At 57.7% G+C, this 19497-nt stretch carries 15 protein-coding genes; 9 read left to right on the forward strand and 6 right to left on the reverse strand.

The genetic code is table 11. The features are described from left to right. Positions 1-14: 14 nt before the first annotated feature. Positions 15-1280 carry an NADH:flavin oxidoreductase/NADH oxidase family protein gene (locus Q0Y21_RS01460; protein WP_297790846.1) on the forward strand — a complete coding sequence of 422 codons (1266 nt, stop codon included), beginning with the start codon at positions 15-17 and terminating at the stop codon, positions 1278-1280. 505 nt (positions 1281-1785) lie between these two features. Here Q0Y21_RS01460 and Q0Y21_RS01465 read toward each other — a convergent pair. Continuing rightward, positions 1786-2931 (reverse strand): DcaP family trimeric outer membrane transporter, encoded by a 1146-nt coding sequence (locus Q0Y21_RS01465; protein ID WP_297790848.1) that lies wholly within the window; start codon positions 2929-2931, stop codon positions 1786-1788. Between the two features lie 161 nt (positions 2932-3092). Here Q0Y21_RS01465 and Q0Y21_RS01470 point away from each other — a divergent pair, with 161 nt between their 5' ends. From Q0Y21_RS01470 to astB, 6 genes are all read left to right on the forward strand, one after another. Next, positions 3093-4544 (forward strand): exonuclease domain-containing protein, encoded by a 1452-nt coding sequence (locus Q0Y21_RS01470; protein WP_297790850.1) that lies wholly within the window; start codon positions 3093-3095, stop codon positions 4542-4544. A 54-nt stretch (positions 4545-4598) separates the two neighbouring features. Next, positions 4599-5822 carry an aspartate aminotransferase family protein gene (locus Q0Y21_RS01475; protein ID WP_297790852.1) on the forward strand — a complete coding sequence of 408 codons (1224 nt, stop codon included), beginning with the start codon at positions 4599-4601 and terminating at the stop codon, positions 5820-5822. Positions 5823-5991: 169 nt separating this feature from the next. Then, entirely contained in the window at positions 5992-7008 is a 1017-nt protein-coding gene (locus tag Q0Y21_RS01480) for an arginine N-succinyltransferase (RefSeq protein WP_297790854.1), read from the forward strand. Positions 7009-7042: 34 nt separating this feature from the next. Next, complete coding sequence (gene astA, locus Q0Y21_RS01485; protein ID WP_297790855.1) at positions 7043-8140, forward strand: arginine N-succinyltransferase; 1098 nt, start codon at positions 7043-7045, stop codon at positions 8138-8140. A gap of 63 nt (positions 8141-8203) precedes the next feature. Next, complete coding sequence (astD, locus tag Q0Y21_RS01490; protein ID WP_297790857.1) at positions 8204-9679, forward strand: succinylglutamate-semialdehyde dehydrogenase; 1476 nt, start codon at positions 8204-8206, stop codon at positions 9677-9679. Positions 9680-9690: 11 nt separating this feature from the next. Then, positions 9691-11031 (forward strand): N-succinylarginine dihydrolase, encoded by a 1341-nt coding sequence (gene astB / locus Q0Y21_RS01495; protein WP_297790859.1) that lies wholly within the window; start codon positions 9691-9693, stop codon positions 11029-11031. Here astB and Q0Y21_RS01500 read toward each other — a convergent pair. Next, positions 11022-11681, reverse strand: coding sequence for a TetR/AcrR family transcriptional regulator (locus tag Q0Y21_RS01500; protein WP_297790861.1), 660 nt, complete (start codon positions 11679-11681; stop codon positions 11022-11024). The two genes, astB and Q0Y21_RS01500, sit on opposite strands and share 10 nt — an antisense overlap. Positions 11682-11846: 165 nt before the next feature. Here Q0Y21_RS01500 and Q0Y21_RS01505 point away from each other — a divergent pair, with 165 nt between their 5' ends. Both Q0Y21_RS01505 and Q0Y21_RS01510 read left to right on the forward strand, forming a co-directional pair. Continuing rightward, the gene (locus Q0Y21_RS01505) at positions 11847-12926 is read left to right on the forward strand and encodes an efflux RND transporter periplasmic adaptor subunit (RefSeq protein ID WP_297790863.1); all 1080 of its coding nucleotides are present in this window, start codon (positions 11847-11849) and stop codon (positions 12924-12926) included. Continuing rightward, positions 12926-15952 carry an efflux RND transporter permease subunit gene (locus Q0Y21_RS01510; protein WP_297790865.1) on the forward strand — a complete coding sequence of 1009 codons (3027 nt, stop codon included), beginning with the start codon at positions 12926-12928 and terminating at the stop codon, positions 15950-15952. Before Q0Y21_RS01505 ends, Q0Y21_RS01510 begins: the two co-directional genes overlap by 1 nt. 16 nt (positions 15953-15968) lie before the next feature. Here Q0Y21_RS01510 and astE read toward each other — a convergent pair whose 3' ends face one another. The 4 genes from astE to Q0Y21_RS01530 form a co-directional block, all read right to left on the reverse strand. Continuing rightward, positions 15969-17015 carry a succinylglutamate desuccinylase gene (astE, locus tag Q0Y21_RS01515; RefSeq protein ID WP_297790867.1) on the reverse strand — a complete coding sequence of 349 codons (1047 nt, stop codon included), beginning with the start codon at positions 17013-17015 and terminating at the stop codon, positions 15969-15971. Positions 17016-17182: 167 nt separating this feature from the next. After that, positions 17183-17905 carry an ABC transporter permease gene (locus tag Q0Y21_RS01520; protein WP_297790869.1) on the reverse strand — a complete coding sequence of 241 codons (723 nt, stop codon included), beginning with the start codon at positions 17903-17905 and terminating at the stop codon, positions 17183-17185. Between the two features lie 3 nt (positions 17906-17908). Beyond that, on the reverse strand, positions 17909-18613 hold the full coding sequence (locus tag Q0Y21_RS01525; RefSeq protein ID WP_297790871.1) for an ABC transporter permease: 705 nt from the start codon (positions 18611-18613) through the stop codon (positions 17909-17911). A gap of 50 nt (positions 18614-18663) precedes the next feature. Continuing rightward, the gene (locus Q0Y21_RS01530; protein WP_297790873.1) at positions 18664-19416 is read right to left on the reverse strand and encodes a transporter substrate-binding domain-containing protein; all 753 of its coding nucleotides are present in this window, start codon (positions 19414-19416) and stop codon (positions 18664-18666) included. Positions 19417-19497 lie beyond the last annotated feature (81 nt).

Consider the following 19497-nt stretch of genomic DNA (forward strand, 5'->3'; position numbering starts at 1 on the left):
ACGGAGACCGATCAATGAACGCCGCTGAATTGCTCTCGCAACCCCTGACGCTGAAGAATGGGGCCGTTATTCCCAATCGCTTTGCCAAGTCCGCCATGAGCGAGACGCTGGGCACCATCGATAACCGTGTCACCCAGGATCTGGTGACGCTGTATCGCACCTGGGCCGAGGGTGGTACCGGGTTGTCGATTACCGGCAACGTGATGGTGGATCGCCGGCACATTGGTGAGCCGCAGAATGTGGTGTTGGAGGATGAACGGGATCTGCAGTTGCTGAAGGCCTGGGCTGAGGCTGGAAAGGTTGGGGGTAACCAGATCTGGATGCAGCTGAATCATCCGGGCAAACAGAGCCCGAAGATGTTGAACAAAGATCCGGTGTCTCCCAGTGCGGTGCCGTTTCGCAAGGAAATGCGGAGCATGTTTGCGACGCCGAGGGCGCTGACCGGCCCGGAAATTGAGGACATTATCCGTCGTTTCGCAACCAGTGCAGCGATTGCTGAGAAGGCGGGCTTCAATGGGGTGCAGATTCACGGTGCCCACGGCTATCTGGTGAGTCAGTTTTTGTCGCCGCATCATAATCAGCGCACGGATGAATGGGGCGGCTCTGCTGAGAAGCGGATGCGCTTTGTGCTGGAGGTGTATCAGGCAATTCGGGCGGCAACCGGGGAAGGCTTTAACGTTGGCATCAAGCTGAATTCGGCGGATTTCCAGCGGGGTGGCTTTACCGAGGAAGAGTCCCTGGCGGTGATTGAGACGCTGGCGGATCAGGGCATTGATCTGGTGGAGATCTCCGGTGGCAACTATGAGAATCCGGCGATGGCCAAGGGGGCGGGGGTTGGTAAAGAGAACGGTGAAGTGAAGCAGAGTACGCTGGCACGGGAGGCGTATTTTCTGGAGTTTGCGGAAAAGGTGCGCGAGCGGGTGGATGTTCCCTTGATGGTCACCGGTGGCTTCCGCACGGAAACCGGTATGGCGAATGCTATTGCTTCTGGAGCAACCGATCTGGTTGGTATCGCTCGACCACTGGCGGTGGAGCCGGATTGTCCGAAGCGGATTATGGCCGGTGAATCATTTACCAGTGCGGTAAAGCCGATTAAAACCGGTATCCGGTTGATTGACGATATGGCGTTGATGGAGGTGAGCTGGTACACGCGGCAGCTTGGCCGTATGGGGAAGGGCAAGGCGCCGCGTACTCATGATCGGGGGGTGCTTTCTTTGATGGAGGTTGTTGGGGTGATGGCTTCTCGTGGGGTTCGGACTCGGTTGCGGGCCGGGGAGTAGCCCTTAATTTGGTAGTAGGGCGCGGGAGGGGGTATCTGGTAAAAAACGTCGCTTTAACTCGCTTTGCTCAGACAGGCGACGTTTTTTACCAGATACCCCCTCCCACACCTTGTCGGACTTTTGGGGCCTGGGGCCCTTTTAGTTTGCGAAATACATTCCTTCGAAGTAGTCGCGGAGATCCTGTATGACGGCGGCTTCGAAGGGGTGGGTCAGTTCGAAGAGCAGGCTGTGGTCGGTTGATGTTTTCATGGTGTCACCTCTGTTGGATTAAAACAGTGGCGGAGTGTGGTCCGTCACTTTGACTTCAATGGATGGACTTGCATCACATGTGCCAAATAACAGAAGTGCCTGCAGGCTGTTGAATAGAATAGAGATTGGGTTTGTCGGTGCTGAGTGACGGGCAGTCGGGGTGCTGTGGTTTGGTGCGTTTGATCCTGGATGGGGCGTACAAAAAGAAGCCCCGGCACTGGGCCGGGGTTTCTCCTGAGTTAACTTCTAAAGGGATTTAGAAGTTGTACTGGGCAGCGAACAGGACGCGGCTGGCATCACCGTCGTCACCGCTGACGTTTTCACGGTCCAGGAGCTGGTATTCAACGCCCATCATGACGTTCTGTACCGGAGTCCATTGGTAGTTGGCCATGATGGCAGAGTTGGTTTCACTCTGGTCGGCAACCAATACGCCGTCAGCTTCGGCATCATCCCAGTCCACTTCGACCAGGCCATAACCGACGTTAACGCTACGTCCGCCGCCGAGGTTGAAGCCTGCACCAAGGGTGCCGCCGTAACCGGAGATGGTTTCCACATCACCAGTAGCGGGATCAACATAGGCACTTGCAGCACCGAAATTATCGCCTGAGCGATACAGGTAGCTGTTTGCACCATCGGTGTAGCTCAATGAGCCCTGAATGGTGATCATGTCGCTCAGCGCCATCTTGGCAGCGACAAAGGTCGCAAAGCCGAAGGCGCTTTCATCGCTGGTGCCAGTGTCATAGCCTACCTGGTGAGCCAGGACCGCAGCTGAGTACGAGAGGCCACCGGCTGAATCCTGAAGCCGAGCGGTGAGCGATGGCAAGGCGTCTTTTTGAGCGTCATTGGCTGCATCAGTGACGAAAGAGCTGACTGGCTCCTCCAGGGAAACGGAAAGAGGGCCGGAAGTATAGCGTGCCTGCGCGGTACGGGCCTGGAAACCAGCCGCGCCGGGCATGGAGTCAAAGTCCAGAGTTGCGGTGTTACCCACGAAGCTGTTGAAGTTCGACCAGGTCTGGCCCATCAGTACGCCGTTGTATTCACCATACGCGTGACGAAGGCGCAGTGAACCGCCACCGCTGCCACGGAAGTCGCCTTCGACGTTAATCTTGACACCTTGAGGAGTCATGGTGGTTACGCCAAGACGGCTCTGGAAGGCATCTGCACCGAAGTGCCCGTCAGGTGCATCGTCGTTGTTTACAAGGCCGTCGAAAGAACCAGAGCGCGTGCTCAGAGCCTGATTACTGTCAACGTCGTAAGAAGCATTTAGGCGTGCGTAGCCATACACGCTCATCTCATAGTCGCCAGCGTTGAAGCTGACTGCTCCGGCTTGTCCAGCTACCCCTAGAACTGCTGCTGCTGCTGCCGTTGCACGAATTGCCATTCTCAGTTTGTTGCTTTGCATCGTTGTTGTCTCCACACATTATTTTTGTTGGACCCATTTCAAAGTAGTTACGGATCTGTGACATTTCAAATAAATTTGGTCATTAATTAGACGAATGTCTATACCCGTAATTCGTTGCTTTACAGGCATCTGCGATTCGCAGTTCGGAGTATCATTAAACTATGACCTCCAAAAGTACTGATCTGGGTGCAGTAACCCTCGCCTTTCTTGATATTGAGACGACCGGTGGAAGCTCTACCAGTGACCGGATTACCGAAATTGGTATCCGTTTCTGGCGGGAGGGTGAAGTCGTGGGTGAATGGCAGACACTGGTGAATCCCGGCACGAGAATTCCACCCTTCATTGAACGCCTTACGGGTATTTCCAACGAGATGGTGGCAGACGCGCCGCCATTTGAGGACATCGCCGACGAGCTCGAGGCGCGCCTTAAAGGTACAGTTTTTGTCGCGCACAATGCCCGCTTCGACTATGGCTTTATCAAAGCCGAGTTCCGACGATTGGGCAGGTTGTTTTCGGCGAAGGTGCTGTGCACGGTAAAGCTGTCGCGCAAGCTGTATCCGGAGTTTCGCCGCCATAATATGGATTCGTTGATTGAGCGGCATGGTCTGGGGCAGGTGCGGCGGCACCGGGCTATGGGGGATGTCTCCGCGATGCACTCGTTCTTCACTCATGCCCTGGCTGATAAGGGAACAGACGCTGTGGGTGAGGCTGTTCAGGTGTTATTGCAGCGACCGAGTATCCCCTCTCATTTACCGATGGATGTACTGGATGAGTTACCTCGAAGTCCCGGCGTGTACCGTTTTTATGGTGAGAATGAGGTTCTTCTGTACGTAGGGAAAAGCACGAACATTGCACAAAGGGTGGCTTCGCATTTTTCGGGAGACCATAACTCCAGCCGGGGCGTTCGGTTGTCAGAGAGTCTGCGGCGGGTGGAGTGGACCGAGACAGCTGGCGAACTCGGCGCTCTGCTGCTGGAATTAAAGCAGATAAAATCCCTCAAGCCGATGTTCAATCGCCGTTCGAGAGCTGCCAAGCAGTTGGTCAGTATTGAGCTGGCAGAGAATGAAGGGGGCTATCTTCGTGCCCGGCTGGTGCGGGAAATACGACCGGATCGTCTGGGGGATTACTTCGGACTGTTCCGCAGCAAGCGTGATGCCGAGAAGGCTTTAAGCGGAATTGCTGCCAGCAACGAGTTGTGCAACCAGTTGCTTGGTCTGGAGCCAGAACAGGGAGGCCCGTGTTTTCAGCGCGCACTCGGACGTTGTAAAGGTGCATGCGAAGGGCATGAAGATGTCGTCCGCTATAACCTGAGGGTACAGATTGCGTTCCATGCCCTGCGGCTTATTACCTGGCCCTGGAAAGGGCCGGTGGGGGTGGTGGAGCGAAACATCGATACGGGTGTTAGCGATATCCTGGTGATCTATAACTGGGTTCACGTTGCAACGGTCCACAGTGAGAAGGATCTGCATGATCTGTCCCTCCGGGGGCAGGCCGTGACATTTGATCTGGATTCCTACAAGTTGCTGGTCAGGGCTTTGATAGGGCGTGACAAGCGGAAGCTGCAATTGATCGACCTGCCTGCCCTTGGGGAACCGGATGTGCTGATGTCCTGAGTGGCGTATGATAAATATAGCTTTAATTCTTTGAACCGTTTTCGAGAGAGCCCGATGAACAGAGAACCCGTCAGTCGCGAACTTTTTGATGAAGTCATGGTGCCGAACTATGCTCCCGGCTCAATCGTTCCAGTGCGGGGAGAAGGCTCCCGCATCTGGGACCAGGAAGGCCGTGAGTTTGTGGATCTTCAGGGTGGCATTGCGGTGACCTGTCTCGGTCATTGCCATCCAGGACTTGTGGGTGCGCTAACAGATCAGGCCGAGAAGCTCTGGCATCTGTCCAATGTCATGACCAACGAACCGGCACTTCGTCTCGCCAAGACCCTATGTGATCTGACCTTTGCCGAACGTGTGTTTTTTGCCAATTCCGGCGGGGAAGCCAACGAGGCTGCGTTCAAGCTTGCTCGTCGTTATGCCTGGGAGCATTTCGGCCCTGACAAGAATGAATTTATCTCTTTCACCAATTCATTTCATGGCCGCACCCTCTTTACGGTCAGCGTGGGTGGTCAGCCCAAGTACCTGGAAGGATTTGAGCCGGCGCCCGGTGGTATTCACCATGCCACGTTTAACGATCTGGAGTCGGTCCGGAAACTGATCTCCAAAGAGAAAACCTGCGCGATCGTCGTTGAGCCCATTCAGGGCGAAGGCGGTGTCATGCCGGCAGATCCCGAGTTCCTGAAAGGCCTGCGCAAGCTCTGCGACGAGCACGATGCCCTGTTGGTGTTTGATGAAGTTCAGAGTGGGGTCGGGCGTACCGGTCATCTCTATGCCTACGAAATGTATGACGTGGTCCCTGACATCCTGTCCAGCGCCAAGGGCCTCGGGGGTGGTTTCCCGGTGGCCGCGATGCTTACCACAGCCAAAGTGGCCGCGAGCCTGGGGGTCGGTACGCACGGCAGCACCTACGGCGGCAATGCTCTGGCCTGCGCAGTCGCGCAGAAGGTCATTGATACCGTCAGCCAGCCGGAGATTCTCAAAGGCGTCAAAGCCCGTTCCGAGCGTCTGAAGAAAGGAATGATGGCCATCGGTGAGCGATATGGCGTGTTTAGTGAAGTCCGGGGAGCAGGGCTGCTGCTGGGTTGCGTTCTCACCGAGCAGTGGCAGGGTAAGGCCAAGGAGTTCCTGAATGCGGGGCTGGACGAAGGTGTGATGGTCCTGATCGCCGGTGCGAATGTGGTTCGGCTGGCACCGTCCCTGATCATCCCCGAACCTGATATCGAAGATGCTCTTGAGCGTTTTGAAACGGCTGTAAAGAAGGTAACTGAAACCGACAAATAACACGGTAATTGGTTCAGGAAAGGCGAGTACGAAGATAGAGGTGTAGGTGGGGTGACGATTATTTTTATGCGCCGACTGTCTGAGCAAAGCGAGTTCCACGGCGCATAAAAATAATCGTCACCCCATCTGCACAACCTCCAGAAGCCAAAACCAATAAAGGGGAGGCCTTATGTGGTTGGTCCGTCCGATTAAAATGGATGACCTGAAAGGTGTACTGGGCATCTCTGGGAAACAGGGTGCAAGGCTGTCATCGACCCTGCCAAAACAGGAAGACGCGTTAGCGGCCAAGATAGACTGCTCAGCCCGCTCCTTTGCTGATAAGCTCAAAACCGGAGAGTCCGCCCGTTTTCTGTTTGTTCTTCAGAACACCGCCACCGGCAAGATTCATGGTGTCGCCGGTATCGACGCCAGGGCTGGTAACGGCCAGCCTTTCTATAATTACCGACGGGATGCACTCATTCACGCATCCCATGAGCTGGGAGTGTCCCGTCGGGTTGAAGTTCTGTATCCATCACATGCACTGACGGACACCTCGCTGCTGTGTGCGTTTGCCATCGACCCCGAATTGAAAGGAACAGACGCCTTCGAGTTGCTTTCCCGGGCCCGTTTGATGTTCATTGCCGAACACCGGGAATGGTTCAGTCGCCGTATGGTGGTGGAAATCCAGGGTGTCCAGACCAGTCGTGGAGAAGTGCCATTCTGGGACAGTCTGGGGCGGCACTTTTTCGATATGGATTTTGAAACCGCAGACCAGCACTCGGGCCTGCTCAGCAAGACCTTTATCGCCGAGCTGATGCCGCCTAATCCGATCTACGTCACCTTGCTCTCCGCGGCCGCCCAGAAGGCACTTGGGCAACCCCACGAGCTTACCGGACCAACCTACGAGTTGCTGCAACATGAAGGCTTCAGCGCCGGTTGTTACGTGGATATTTTCGACGCGGGCCCCGTCCTGGAGGCCCGAACCGACAGCCTGAGAACCGTGGTGACCAGCCACCGTGCTGTGCTGCATGGCAACCCTGGCGATAACGGCGATATCTGTCTGATCTCTGCCGGATGGGGCGAGGCATTCCGCTGTACCCTGACACCCTTGGGTGAAACCCTCAAGAATGAGGTCAAGGTGCCGGTGAGTACTTGGCAATGCCTCGGATGCAGCTCCGGAGATGACGTGAGGATGGCCCCACTATGATCATCTGCAAGCCCACCAATTCCGGGAGGTTCCCATGCTGGTAATTCGTCCGTTGCAGGAAACCGATCTGGAGGCGTTGTACGACATGGCCCAGAATGCGGGGAAGGGACTGACCACCTTGCCCGCAGACCGGGAGTTGCTTGAACGCAAGATCGAGCATGCCCGGGAAACCTTCAATCAGCGGTGTGCCCCGGAAGCCGGCCTGTACCTGTTCGCACTGGAAGATACCGAACTCAAACGCTGCGTCGGCATCAGTGGCATTCAGGCCCGGGTGGGGCTGGATGAGGTGTTCTATAACTATCGGTTAAGCGTGACCGTCAATGCTTCGCGGGAACTCGGGGTACATGTGCGTACGCCGACCCTGCACCTGTCCAACGACATGACCGACACCACTGAAATCTGTTCGCTGTTGTTGTCTGACAGCCATCGCGGTGGTGGCAACGGCTTGTTGTTGTCCCGTTGTCGTTTCATGTACCTGGACAGTTTCCGCAAACACTTTTCGGAAAAGGTCTTCGCGGAAATGCGAGGGGTATCGGACAAACACGGGCGCAGTCCGTTATGGGATGCCCTGGGCAGCCAGTTTTTTGATATGGAATTCAGCGAGGCAGACATGCTGTCGGGTCTTGGCAACAAGTCCTTTATTGCCGAGCTGATGCCGAAGTATCCCATTTACGTGCCGATGCTACCGGATGCGGCCCGGGCGGTGGTGGGCAGGGTTCATGACAACACCGCGCCCGCCCTGAGGATGCTGCAGGAGGAAGGGTTCAACTTCAACGGGCTGGTGGATATTTTTGATGGTGGGCCCGTGGTGGAAGCCTTTGTGCACAATATTCGCACGGTGCGGGAGAGTATCAGCCGGCATGCGCTGGTCAGTCACAAGCCTATGGACCTGAATTTGCCAGCGTCGGAGCGTGTCATGATTTCCAACGTCTCGTTCCGGGACTTTCGGGTAACCACCATACCAGCGGAATGTATCGGGCCCGATACTGTCACCTTGAATAAGGAGGTTGCGGAAGCTCTGCTGGTGGAATCCGGCGATCAGGTTCGTCTGGCACCCTTGAAAGACGTTGGTCCGCAGGCCATCCATACAGTAAGAGAACATGGCCATGTCAGCCGGTCCCCCTGGGGGTAGGCGGACGGATCTGGCCGCAAGGGTTTTGATGACACCGCATTCAATCACCGGGAGGTGCAAGCTATGGCAAACCTGACAGGAGAGTTGTTTATTGATGGTCTTTGGCTGCAGGGCCATGGCTTACTGTTTGAGTCGATCCAGCCGGTCACCGGTGACACCGTTTGGGACGGCCAAAGCGCCAACCTGGAAGATGTGGATGCGGCGGTTCGTGAAGCCCGTAACAGCTTTGTAAAGTGGCGGCGGAAATCATTCGTTGAACGCAAGGCACTGGTTGAGGCGTTTGGTGAGAAGCTGGAAGAGCACAAGGAGGAGCTGGCTCATCAGATTGGTCTGGAGACTGGTAAACCGCTTTGGGAGTCCCGCACAGAAGTGGCGGCGATGATCGGCAAGATTGGCATTTCCGTAAAGGCCTACGATGAGCGGACCGGCCATTCGGAATCCGAGGTGGCTGGCGGTAAGGCGGTGTTACGCCACCGCCCCCATGGCGTGGTGGCTGTTTTTGGCCCCTATAATTTTCCCGGCCACTTGCCCAATGGTCACATCGTGCCTGCTCTGCTGGCAGGGAACACCGTGGTGTTCAAACCCAGTGAATTAACGCCGGGAGTTGCCGAACTCACCGTCAAGCTCTGGGAACGCGCCGGTTTGCCGGATGGCGTTATCAACCTGGTGCAGGGCGCGGCTGCTACGGGCAAATCCCTTGCCAGTCATCCGGGTATTGATGGTCTGTTCTTTACCGGCAGCTCCACGGTTGGCCATTTGCTGCACGAGCAATTCGGCGGTCAGCCGGAGAAAATCCTGGCTCTGGAGATGGGTGGCAATAATCCCCTGATTGTTCAGGACGTCGCGGACGTTGATGGTGCGGTCCATCACGCCCTGCAGTCTGCATTTCTGTCGGCGGGCCAGCGCTGTACCTGCGCTCGTCGCTTGCTGGTTCCCAAGGGCGCAAAAGGGGATCGCTTCATCGATCGTCTGACGGAAGTCGCTGCCCGTATCCAGGTCGGGGAGTTCGATGCCGAGCCCCAGCCGTTCATGGGCTCGGTCATCTCTGCCGAAGCTGCGGAAAAACTGTTGGCGGCGCAGGGCAACATGCTTGAGAAAGGCGCCCGCTCATTGCTGGAGATGAAACAGCTCAAGCCTGATACGGGCCTGTTGTCTCCCGGCATTCTTGATGCGACCGGCCTGGACGTGAGCGACGAGGAATTTTTCGGTCCTTTGTTGACGGTCTATCGTTACAAGAGTTTCGATGAGGCGCTGGAGTTGGCGAACAATACCCGTTACGGACTGTCCGCCGGGATTCTCACCGATGACCGCAAGCTCTATGAGCGGTTGGCGGAGGAAGTGCGGGCCGGTATTGTCAACTGGAATCGTCCGTTGACCGGGGCCAGCAGTGCGGCTCCCTTTGGTGGTGTGGGTGCCAGCGGCAACCATCGTCCCAGTGCTTATTACGCGGCGGATTACTGCGCGTGGCCGATGGCCTCACTGGAAGCGAAGAAGAGTGAGGTGCCGGACTCTCTGGCGCCCGGGTTAAATTTCGATTAATGGACTGACTCATGCCCAAGCACGCGGTAGAAGCCAATTTCGATGGCCTGGTTGGCCCCACCCATAATTACGCTGGATTGTCCTGGGGTAACGTAGCGTCCAAGTCCAATGTGAATGCGGTGTCCAGCCCCAGGGAAGCCGCGCTTCAGGGCCTGGCCAAGATGAAACGGCTGGCGGACCGGGGTTACGTTCAGGGTGTTTTGCCTCCGCACGAGCGGCCCCACATTCCCACCCTGAAGTCACTGGGCTTTACCGGATCGGACAAGGCGGTGCTGGCGGCCGTTGCCAGGGAGAATCCCTCAATTCTGGCAGCAGCATCGTCTGCGTCTGCGATGTGGACCGCCAACGCGGCCACGGTGTCACCCAGCGCCGATACCTCCGATCATCGTGTGCACTTCACGCCGGCCAACCTGAGTGCCAAGTTTCATCGCTCCATTGAGCATGTGGTGACCGGCAGAGTGCTGAAATCCATTTTTGCCGATGATGCCTGGTTTGCCCATCATCCGGCGCTGCCATCGGTCAGCCATTTCGGCGATGAAGGGGCGGCCAACCATACCCGTTTGTGCAGCCGTTATGGAGAGCCGGGTGTGGAGTTGTTCGTCTACGGTCAGGTGGCGTTCAATGAACTGGCGCCGGCTCCGGTAAAATATCCGGCGCGACAAAGCCTGGAGGCTTCCCGGGCTATCGCCCGCCTGCACGGCCTGAATGACAGCCACGTGGTCTTTGCCCAGCAGAATCCGGCGGCTATTGATGCCGGGGTGTTCCATAACGATGTGATTGCCGTGGGTAATGCCAATACCCTGTTCTACCATGAGCTGGCATTCCTGAAGGAAGAGCAGGTGCTGGCGGATATTCGCAGCCGCCTGGCCGGTACCGAATTGCAGGCGGTGCGCGTCAGCAGTGCCGAGGTACCCATTGAGGATGCAGTGCAATCGTACCTGTTCAATAGTCAATTGCTGAACACTGCCGACGGTATGTTGCTGGCGGTGCCCGGAGAGTGTCGTGAAGTTCGGTCGGTCAGCCGCTATCTGGATGACCTGGTGAAGGGCGATGGCCCGATCACCTCAGTGGAGGTCTTTGACGTCAAACAGTCTATGCGCAATGGCGGTGGCCCGGCGTGCCTGCGCTTGCGCGTCGCACTGAACGACGACGAACTGAAGGCCATGCACCATGGCGTGCTGCTGAACGATGCCCTGTACGAGCGCCTGACAACGTGGGTTGAAGCCCATTACCGTGAGGAACTGTCGACAGAAGATCTGGCGGATCCGATGCTGCTTGATGAAGTCCGCAAGGCGCTGGATGAGCTGACCGGCATTCTCGGTCTGGGCTCCATCTACGATTTTCAGCTCTGAATGGAAGAGGTCAGCATGTCCATTGTGTGACGAATCAGTGCGTTCGCAGAAAAAGTGGTGGGCGTACGTGGCGATTCGTCGCCTTCCCGCTCTGCCATTTCACTCTGGCACAACAGAATCACACCGTGCAGTGCACCCCGAAGGTACAGCGCCGTTTGCTCCGGGTCGCGAATCCGCGCCCGGTTCATGGTGCCATCCTCGAGACCCAGGCGGATTGCCCCTACCATCAGTTCCATCAACTCGGATTTTGAGCACAGCATGTCCATGGCCTGTTGTTCGTCCGCTTCCGTCATAGCGGTGGACGCCTTGGTCATCGCTGAAAAGTAATCCGGTTCTTCCAGGTAAAAGTGGTAGTAGGCCTCGCCCATGGCAGTGATCTGCGCCAGCCCTGTGGTGGCGGTGTCCCGTGCCTGCTCGAAACGGCGGCACAGGCTTTGGCCCGCACGCAGCATGATGCCTCGCTGGATTGCCGCCTTGTCCTTGAAGTAAACGTACAGCAGCGCACGGCTCAGGCTGGCAGTGCGGGCTATGTCATCCATGGAAGTGCGGTCGTAACCTTTCTCCGAGAATACCAGTTCGGCGGCATCCAGGATGGCATCGTAGCGGGCCTGCTTTTCCCGCTCCCTACGTGTTTTCAACTTCTCGCTCATTCTCGTGTCCGGTCGGTGGAAACTGCACTGTCATCATACCTTATGACAGATAAAAACCGATTATTGACAAATTGTCAAAGAATGACATTATGTCTTTTAACAACGATTGCTTCCAGGGACTTCGGGGCAGCCAAAACATCACAAACACGGAAGGAAGGGCCGGTCATGAATCCGAATCGAGTCATCATCAAACCTTTTCTGATTGCTGCCGCTGTGCTGATCATGGCGGGCTGCAAAGCCCAGGACACTTCACATGAGAGCGCCGTCCAGGCGGTCTCCGTTCGAACGGCAGAAGTCGCGGGCGGTCAGACCGAAGGGATTCCCCTGAGGTTTTCCGGGATCATCCGTGCCACCCAGAGAGCTACCCTGACGTTCCAGGTGAGCGGAACGCTGCGTGAGCGCGATGTCGAACTTGGCCAGCAGGTCTCCGAGGGTGATTTGCTGGCGCGGGTGTATAACCCGGCGCTCGAGCCGGCCCGTGATTCGGCCCGCGCCCGGTTGGACGAACTGAACACCCAGTATGACCAGGCAAAACGGGAGTGGGAGCGGTCCAGCCGGTTACACGAGCGGGGCGTGGTTTCCGAACAGACTCTGGAGCAGCTTGCTGCCCGTCGTGATGGCTTGCGAGCCAGTGTCGCCACTGCCCGGGCTTCGCTGGCGGAGGCGTCGCGATTGCTGGAAGAGAGTGTGTTGAGGGCCCCGTTTAATGGCCGTGTGGAAGCCGTGCTGGTTGAGCGGGATGAATTCGTCGCTGCCGGTCAGCCGGTGATACGGTTGTCTTCCCCCAAGGGCCGGGAAGTGGAAGTTCGGGTGCCGGCTTATATGCTCGGCCACGTCAGCCTGGGGCAACTGTTACCGGTCTGGTCGGTACAGGACCGGACCCGCGCGCCGGAGACCGGTTCCGTCGTCGAGATTGCGCAGGCAGGGGGCGTGCGGGGCGAGCTGCATCCGGTACTGGTGAGTCTGCCGGCAGATACCCTGGAGCCGGGTGAGCCAGTTGAAGTGGGCATCACGCCAACCGAGGTGGTGGCCACCACGGTTCCACTGCTGTCAGTCATGAAATCCCCCAGCGGTGCCAGTGTCTTTCGAGTAGCGGACGGCATCGCACGCCGAGTCCCCGTCAGGGTTCAGCGTGTGATCGGTGAACGTGTGGTGGTGGATGCCAAGGACCTCGAAGCCGGCGATCAGGTCGTTTACGCGGGCATGACACGGATAACCGATGGTGACGCCGTGGAGGTGCACTGATGGCTTCCCGGCTGCTGAATTACCAGCGTCTGCTGGGCATGGTGGTGACCATGCTGTGCCTGTTGGGAATCGCTGCCTACAGCACCATGCCAAGGCAGGAAGATCCGTCTTTCCCCTATCGTGCCGGGATGGTGACCGTGAACTATCCGGGAGCCAGTGCAGATGCCGTTGAACGTCTGGTGCTTAATCCCCTGACCGATGAGCTGCGTCAGGTAGAAGAGGTGGATTTTACCCAGGCCACTGCACGCACTGGCGTGGCGATTGTCCGGGTTCGCCTCAATGACAGCATATACGATACCGATTCGGCCTGGGACCGGGTACGCCAGGCCATGGACCGGGCCCGGCTCGAGTTCCCTGCCGATGTCGGACAAATGGCTCTGGATGACCGGCTGATCGATATTCCCGCTATTGTTCTGGCGGTGGGTGGCTCCACCTCGGTGACTGAGCTGAGCAAGGTGGCTGATCGCCTGAAACGGAACCTGTCGGATATACCTGGTGTTTCCAGGATTGAACTGGAGGGGGATGCCGACGAACAGATTACCCTGGCCCTGGACGATGCCGCCATGTTCCGCCTCGGGATTTCTCCGGCCCGGGTCATGGATACACTGGCTCGCCGCAATCAGACCATTCCCGGTGGTTTTGTGGTGGTGGATGGCCGCCGCATGTCGGTATTACCCAATAGCGAGTTTGCGGATATAGACGCCATACGAGCGACCCCCATTGAACTGCCGGACGGGTCACAAGTACCGCTGGCGGCAGCCGCCGAGGTATGGCGGGGGCCAGAGGAACCGAGACAGCCGGAGACCTGGTTTGACGGTGAGCGAGTGGTACTGGTCTCAGTGATCATGGAGGAAGGCTCCACCGACGCCATCCGCTTTGGCGAGCGGGTGAGGACGCGCCTGGATGCCATTCGTGGCGACTTTGCGCCTTACCAGATCCGGGAAATGTTCTTCCAGCCGGACAAGGTGGAGCAGCGCCTGGATAACCTGGCCTGGAGCCTGGTGTTGTCGGTGCTCATTATTGTCGCCGTGGTGTTTACCGGCATGGGCATCCGCATGGGGATTCTGGTGGCCTCCATCCTGCCAATGGTGGCATTGATCAGTATTGGCCTGTATGACCTGGGCGGCGGTGTGCTGCATCAGATCGCGGTGATAGGCATGGTGATCTCCCTCGGTATCCTGATCGACAACGCCATCGTGATTGTCGAGAGCATCCAGGGGCACCTGGACCACGGTATGCGCAGGCTGGATGCACTCAGGCAGTCGGTGCGGGAGCTGGCCGGTCCCCTCGGTGCCTCCACCGGAACCACCCTGGCGGCCTTCGCGCCGTTGTTGTTGTCCAAGGGGGGCACCGCAGACTTTACCCGGGGTGTCCCGGTGATGATCATGCTGACGCTGTCAGTCAGCTACCTGTTGGCAATTTCCGCGGTGCCATTGCTGGCTGCTCGGTTCCTCAAACCTCGTAAAGCCACGGGGCAGGATCGTTTGGTAGGGTTGGCCCGCTTCCTCGGCGGCCTGGTGTATCGCATGCCCGGGAAGCTGATGCTGGCAGGCCTGGTTCTGGTGCTTGTCAGCCTGGCATTGACGCCCTTCATGAAGCAGCAGTTCTTCCCTAATGCCGACCGTCCCCAGGTCATCGTAGAACTCTATATGCCGGAAGGAACCGATCAGGAGCGCACCTCGGCTGTTGCCGCTGATCTGGAACGGGCCATTCGTGAGCGACCCGAAGCCGTTCAGGTTCATCGGTTCACCGGCTATACCGGGCCGAGTTTCTACTACAACCTGCAGCGCTCGCCCCAGGCGCCCAACCGCGGCCGCATCGTGGTGTCGACACCGACGCTGGCCGATACCACCGAACTGATTCCCTGGATCCGCGACTACGCCAACAGCCATTTGCCGGAGCTGAGCCTGTCGGCGGGTGTTCTGGGGCAGGGGCCGCCGAGGGCCGCACCGGTGGAGATCCGGGTGTACCATGCTGACGAGGACACCAGAGCGCAAGCCGTGGAGAGAGTATTTTCGGCATTGCGCCGAGTCGAAGGTACGGTGGACGTACGTCACGACCTGGACATTGGCGTGCCCAGTATCTCTATCAACGTGGATGACGCCAGTGCCGCGCGATACGGTATCAATCGGTCCGATGTAGCCCAGGGGCTTTACGGTCAGAGCTTCGGTGTGGTTGCGGAACAATACCGCCAGGAGGAAGATCCCATACCTCTGGTGCTGCGGTCTCGCGAAGGCACTAGCCTGTCGCTGTCACGCCTTTTGTCGATAAACATCTACAACGACCAGGGTGACGCCGTGCCCCTTTCAGCGGTGACGTCGGTGGAAACCTCCTGGGAGCCGGCGGCACGTTACCTCCGAAATGGGGTGCGAATGAACACCGTCACAGCCAATCTGCTGAACGGTTACTCCTTCAGTCAGGCCTTGCAGGGACTGGAGGCCGCACTGGAAGAAAACCCGCTGCCCGCGGGAACGCGCCTGGCCATGGGGGGTGACGCGGAAGGCTCTGACGATGCCAACAATGCCCTGCTGACCACTGCGCCGATTGGCATATTGCTGTTGTTGTTCTTCCTGCTAATCCAGTTCAATTCCTTCCGCCGAGTGGGCATCATCCTGCTGACCGTGCCGCTGGCAACGGTGGGCATTTTCCCCGGCCTGGTGCTCTCCGGATCGCCGTTCGGATTCCAGTCACTGCTCGGGGTGATTGCCCTGGTGGGCATCGTGGTGAACAACGCGATCGTGCTGCTGGACGTGATGGACCGGCAACTGGAAAAAGGGGAGGGCATTCGTGAGGCGGTACGTACCGCAGTGGAACAACGCACGCGGCCGATCCTGCTGACGACAGCGACCACTGTGGCCGGCCTGCTGCCATTGGCATTCTCCAGCTCCACACTGTGGCCGCCCATGGCCTGGGCCATTATCTCCGGCCTGCTGGCGTCCACCGTACTGACCTTGCTGGTCATTCCATCGGTCTGCAGCAAGGTTATCCGCTGCAGGGTTGCCGAACCCGAGAACGCGCCGGCCTAAACAGCGGCAGGTGGGATCAGGCCCCGAGCGATTGCCGGGGCCTGATCAGCAACCCGACCCGCTGACCCACCGGCACATTCCGGTTGGGAAACACAATCGACTCCGGCGAATGCCCCACCCGATACTCAGTGTCCGCATCCTCCCAGATCAGCGTGCCGGGTGCATACTCCGTAAAATTGGCCACATCATCCGGAACATGAAAGCGGAAACCGTCGCCGGTATTGATGATCTCATGCACCACCTCAAACACCGCCAGGTGGTCGTGAGGTGGCGTGGGCGGAACTGGCGGCAGCCCACTCATGCGCCGACGCAGTGCATTGCTGATCCCGGCGAATCGGCTCAGATCGTTCTGACCAAAAGGTCGAACTTTCCCCAGCTCCACCGTAAAACTCTCCGCCTTCAGTACAGAAGACGAAAACGACGAAAACGTCGTTCCTTCCCGATGCTGCAGCAACAAAGTCTCAACCCCGGCCTCCAGCAAAAAGTCACACTGCGCCTGCGGTACGTCCCGCCCTGCCACAAACGGGTACAACGCAAACTTCTCCCGCCGGGATAATCGAATCGCCGTATGCAAATCGTAGTGACACAGATTGTGCGAGTGCTGCGCCGCAAACTGCCGGCAAGCCTCCTCCAGAAACTGAGCCCGGGCTGCCTCGGGTAACCCGCGGTATTCCTCTTTGCCGTGAGCACCATGGAACAGCCGGTTCATATTCGCATCGATAAACCGATCACCAGCGACCATGGCGGGCGGATTGCCCAGAATCAGCAGCATCGGACAGGCCAAAGTCCATTGCCCGTTCAGCAACTCCGTCACCAGACCGTTCAACACCTCAATAGGTGCAGTTTCATTGCCGTGAACCCCTGCAGAAACGATCAGTGCTTCTTGGTTAGGATTGGGGCGATCGGCAGGAGGGCACAGTTCCAGAACCCCAACGGCCCGGCGAATGGCGCGAGTGCCATCTGGCAATTGGGTTTTGATTTCGGGAAGCTGGGTATCGGGGTTGGCGAGAGTGTGGCGGAGCCAGTCGGAGTGAGTATCGAAGAGAGAGCTGCACGCTGTCATAGAGTCCCCGTAAAGAGTCTGGGGTCAGCCGATGGGGTCACCTTCCGGGAATCTTGAAGGCCAGGGACGGCCTGAAAGAAGCGCACAAGGATGTGCTCGTAGCGGTTCCCGGAAGGTGGCCCCATCGGCTGACCATGCACCATTAGCCGAAAGAAAAAGACAAGCGGTCAGGAACCGATCGGCCGCTGATGCTTCAACAAATGGTTCTCCAGTTTGCGGAACGCGAACACCAGCGCAAAGGTCAGCAGCATGTAAAGCAGCGCAACAAACAGGAAAGCATCAAACGGCGCATAAAACCGCGAGTAGATGTTCCGGGCAGCACCGGTCAGATCCACAATGGTCACCACGCTGGCAATGGCACTCGCGTGAAGCATGAAAATCACCTCATTCGAGTACGCCTGCACCGCCCGCCGCGCGGCACTGGGCAATACAATGCGCCGCATGCGCAGGAACCAGTTCATGCCATAAGCCTTCGCCGCCTCAATCTCACCATGGGGCGTCGACACAATCGCACCGCGGATAATCTCGGTAGTGTAAGCCGCTGTATTCAGCGTGAACGCCAACAGGGCCGGGTAGAAAGGCTCGCGGAAAATCTCCCACCAGAAGGTTTCCTGGATACCCTCAATCTGTGCCAGACCGTAATAGATAATATAAAGCTGAATCAGCAGTGGCGTGCCACGGAACAGGTAGGTATAGAGCCACACCGGGCCAGAGATAAAGGGGTTTCTGACCGTCCGCATGATCGCCAGCGGGACGGCAACCACCAAACCGATCACCAGGGACAGAAACACCAGGTGAACCGTGGTAACCAGACCGTCCCAGTATTCCATGATGGTCATGGCGGTGAAGATTTCGTTCTGGTTCAGCCACTGGGCAATAAAATCAGGCATCACTTAACCCTCCTGAACCACGCCGACATTGGCTCGTTTGTTGAGCCACTTGATGAACAACTCCGAGGCCGCCGTCAGGGTCAGATATACGAACGCCACCGGAATGAAGAAGTGGAACGGCATCCGCTCCGCCTTGGCGGCCTCCTCGGCCACACGGACCATGTCTGTCAACCCGATGATGGACACCAGGGCCGTGGTTTTGAGCAGCACCTGCCAGTTGTTGCCGACTCCGGGCAGGGCATGGCGCAGCATTTGCGGGAACATGATCCGGCGGAAGGTGTGCCAGCGCGTGAAGCCATAGGCACGGGCGGCCTCGATCTGGCCGGATTCCACTGCCAGGAATGCCCCACGGAAGGTTTCGGTCATATAGGCACCGAAAATCAGCCCGATCGTGATTACCCCGGAGATGAACGGATCGAACTGGAAGAAAAAGTCGATTTCGTAAGCCTCCCAGACATAATCCGAGATCATGTTCACGACGACCTGCCCACCGTAGTAAAACAACAGCATCATCACCAGATCCGGAACCCCCCGGATCAGTGTGGTGTAGGCGGTGGCAGTCCATTTGGCCGCCCGACTGTTTGATAGTTTGGCAGAGGCGCCGATCAGACCCAGGGTCACGGCGAGAGCGAGGGAGAGGAAGGCCAGTTCAATGGTGACGACCGCCCCTTCTAACAGGGCCGGGCCATAGCCTTTCAAATCGAGCATGGGAACGTCCGGTAAGCAGAGGGCGGCCGTTGTGGCCGCCCCGAAGCATTTTACATTTTGATGTCGTAAGCGAAGTATTTCTTCATGATGGTGTCATAGGTGCCATCTTCTTTCAGGGTGGCGAGGGCTTCGTTCACTTCCTCGGCCAGATCCTTGTCGCGTTTGCGCATAGCGACACCAACACCCTGGCCCAGCTTGACCGGCTCCGCCACTTCCTTGAAGCCTTCCTTGCTCAGAACGGTCTGCTCACCCACCGGGTAGTCCACGAAGACGACGTCCAGGCGCTGACCTTCCAGGTCCAGTACCATGTCGTCGGCTGTGGTGTAACGCTTGATGGTGACAATACCGCCCATGTTTTCGGTAACGTAGCTGTCCATGGTCGTGCCGCGCTGAACGCCCACGGTCTTGCCTTCCATCGCGTCCATGTCGGTGACGTCGGCATTGAAGCTCTCAGGGCCGAACCAGCCACCCGGGGTGTTGTAGTACGGCTCGGAGAACAGAACCCGCTCGGCACGCTCAGGGGTAATGGACATGGAAGACATGATCAGATCGAACTTGCGCGCCAGCAGGCCCGGGATCATACCGTCCCATGCCTGGATAACGAATTCGCAGTTGGCGTTCATTTCTTCGCACATGGCCTCTGCCAGTTCGACTTCGAAGCCGGTCAGCTCGCCATTGTCGTCCTTGTATTCGAACGGTTCGTAGGGCACATCAAACGCGATACGGAGGTCACGTTCCTGGGCCTGTACACCGCCTGTCATCATGGCCAGGGCACAGGTTGCTGCAACGATCAGTTTTTTCATGTGTCACTTCTCCAGTGGTTTGCCTTGTGGGCTTTATTTTTGTTGGAAGTTTTTGGTTCCAACTTTTTATTTCTTCACCGG

The organism is uncultured Marinobacter sp., assembly GCF_947259545.1.
Classification (GTDB): Bacteria; Pseudomonadota; Gammaproteobacteria; order Pseudomonadales; family Oleiphilaceae; genus Marinobacter.

What these genes read in the sequence shown, in the direction of transcription:
- Q0Y21_RS01520 (WP_297790869.1), bottom strand. Translation starts at nt 17,905, where the DNA reads ATGCCTGATTTTATTGCCCAGTGGCTGAACCAGAACGAAATCTTCACC.
- Q0Y21_RS01530 (WP_297790873.1), bottom strand. Translation starts at nt 19,416, where the DNA reads ATGAAAAAACTGATCGTTGCAGCAACCTGTGCCCTGGCCATGATGACA.
- Q0Y21_RS01460 (WP_297790846.1), top strand. Translation starts at nt 15, where the DNA reads ATGAACGCCGCTGAATTGCTCTCGCAACCCCTGACGCTGAAGAATGGG.
- Q0Y21_RS01480 (WP_297790854.1), top strand. Translation starts at nt 5,992, where the DNA reads ATGTGGTTGGTCCGTCCGATTAAAATGGATGACCTGAAAGGTGTACTG.
- astB (WP_297790859.1), top strand. Translation starts at nt 9,691, where the DNA reads ATGCCCAAGCACGCGGTAGAAGCCAATTTCGATGGCCTGGTTGGCCCC.
- Q0Y21_RS01505 (WP_297790863.1), top strand. Translation starts at nt 11,847, where the DNA reads ATGAATCCGAATCGAGTCATCATCAAACCTTTTCTGATTGCTGCCGCT.
- Q0Y21_RS01525 (WP_297790871.1), bottom strand. Translation starts at nt 18,613, where the DNA reads ATGCTCGATTTGAAAGGCTATGGCCCGGCCCTGTTAGAAGGGGCGGTC.
- astA (WP_297790855.1), top strand. Translation starts at nt 7,043, where the DNA reads ATGCTGGTAATTCGTCCGTTGCAGGAAACCGATCTGGAGGCGTTGTAC.
- Q0Y21_RS01470 (WP_297790850.1), top strand. Translation starts at nt 3,093, where the DNA reads ATGACCTCCAAAAGTACTGATCTGGGTGCAGTAACCCTCGCCTTTCTT.
- Q0Y21_RS01475 (WP_297790852.1), top strand. Translation starts at nt 4,599, where the DNA reads ATGAACAGAGAACCCGTCAGTCGCGAACTTTTTGATGAAGTCATGGTG.
- astE (WP_297790867.1), bottom strand. Translation starts at nt 17,015, where the DNA reads ATGACAGCGTGCAGCTCTCTCTTCGATACTCACTCCGACTGGCTCCGC.
- Q0Y21_RS01500 (WP_297790861.1), bottom strand. Translation starts at nt 11,681, where the DNA reads ATGAGCGAGAAGTTGAAAACACGTAGGGAGCGGGAAAAGCAGGCCCGC.
- astD (WP_297790857.1), top strand. Translation starts at nt 8,204, where the DNA reads ATGGCAAACCTGACAGGAGAGTTGTTTATTGATGGTCTTTGGCTGCAG.
- Q0Y21_RS01465 (WP_297790848.1), bottom strand. Translation starts at nt 2,931, where the DNA reads ATGCAAAGCAACAAACTGAGAATGGCAATTCGTGCAACGGCAGCAGCA.
- Q0Y21_RS01510 (WP_297790865.1), top strand. Translation starts at nt 12,926, where the DNA reads ATGGCTTCCCGGCTGCTGAATTACCAGCGTCTGCTGGGCATGGTGGTG.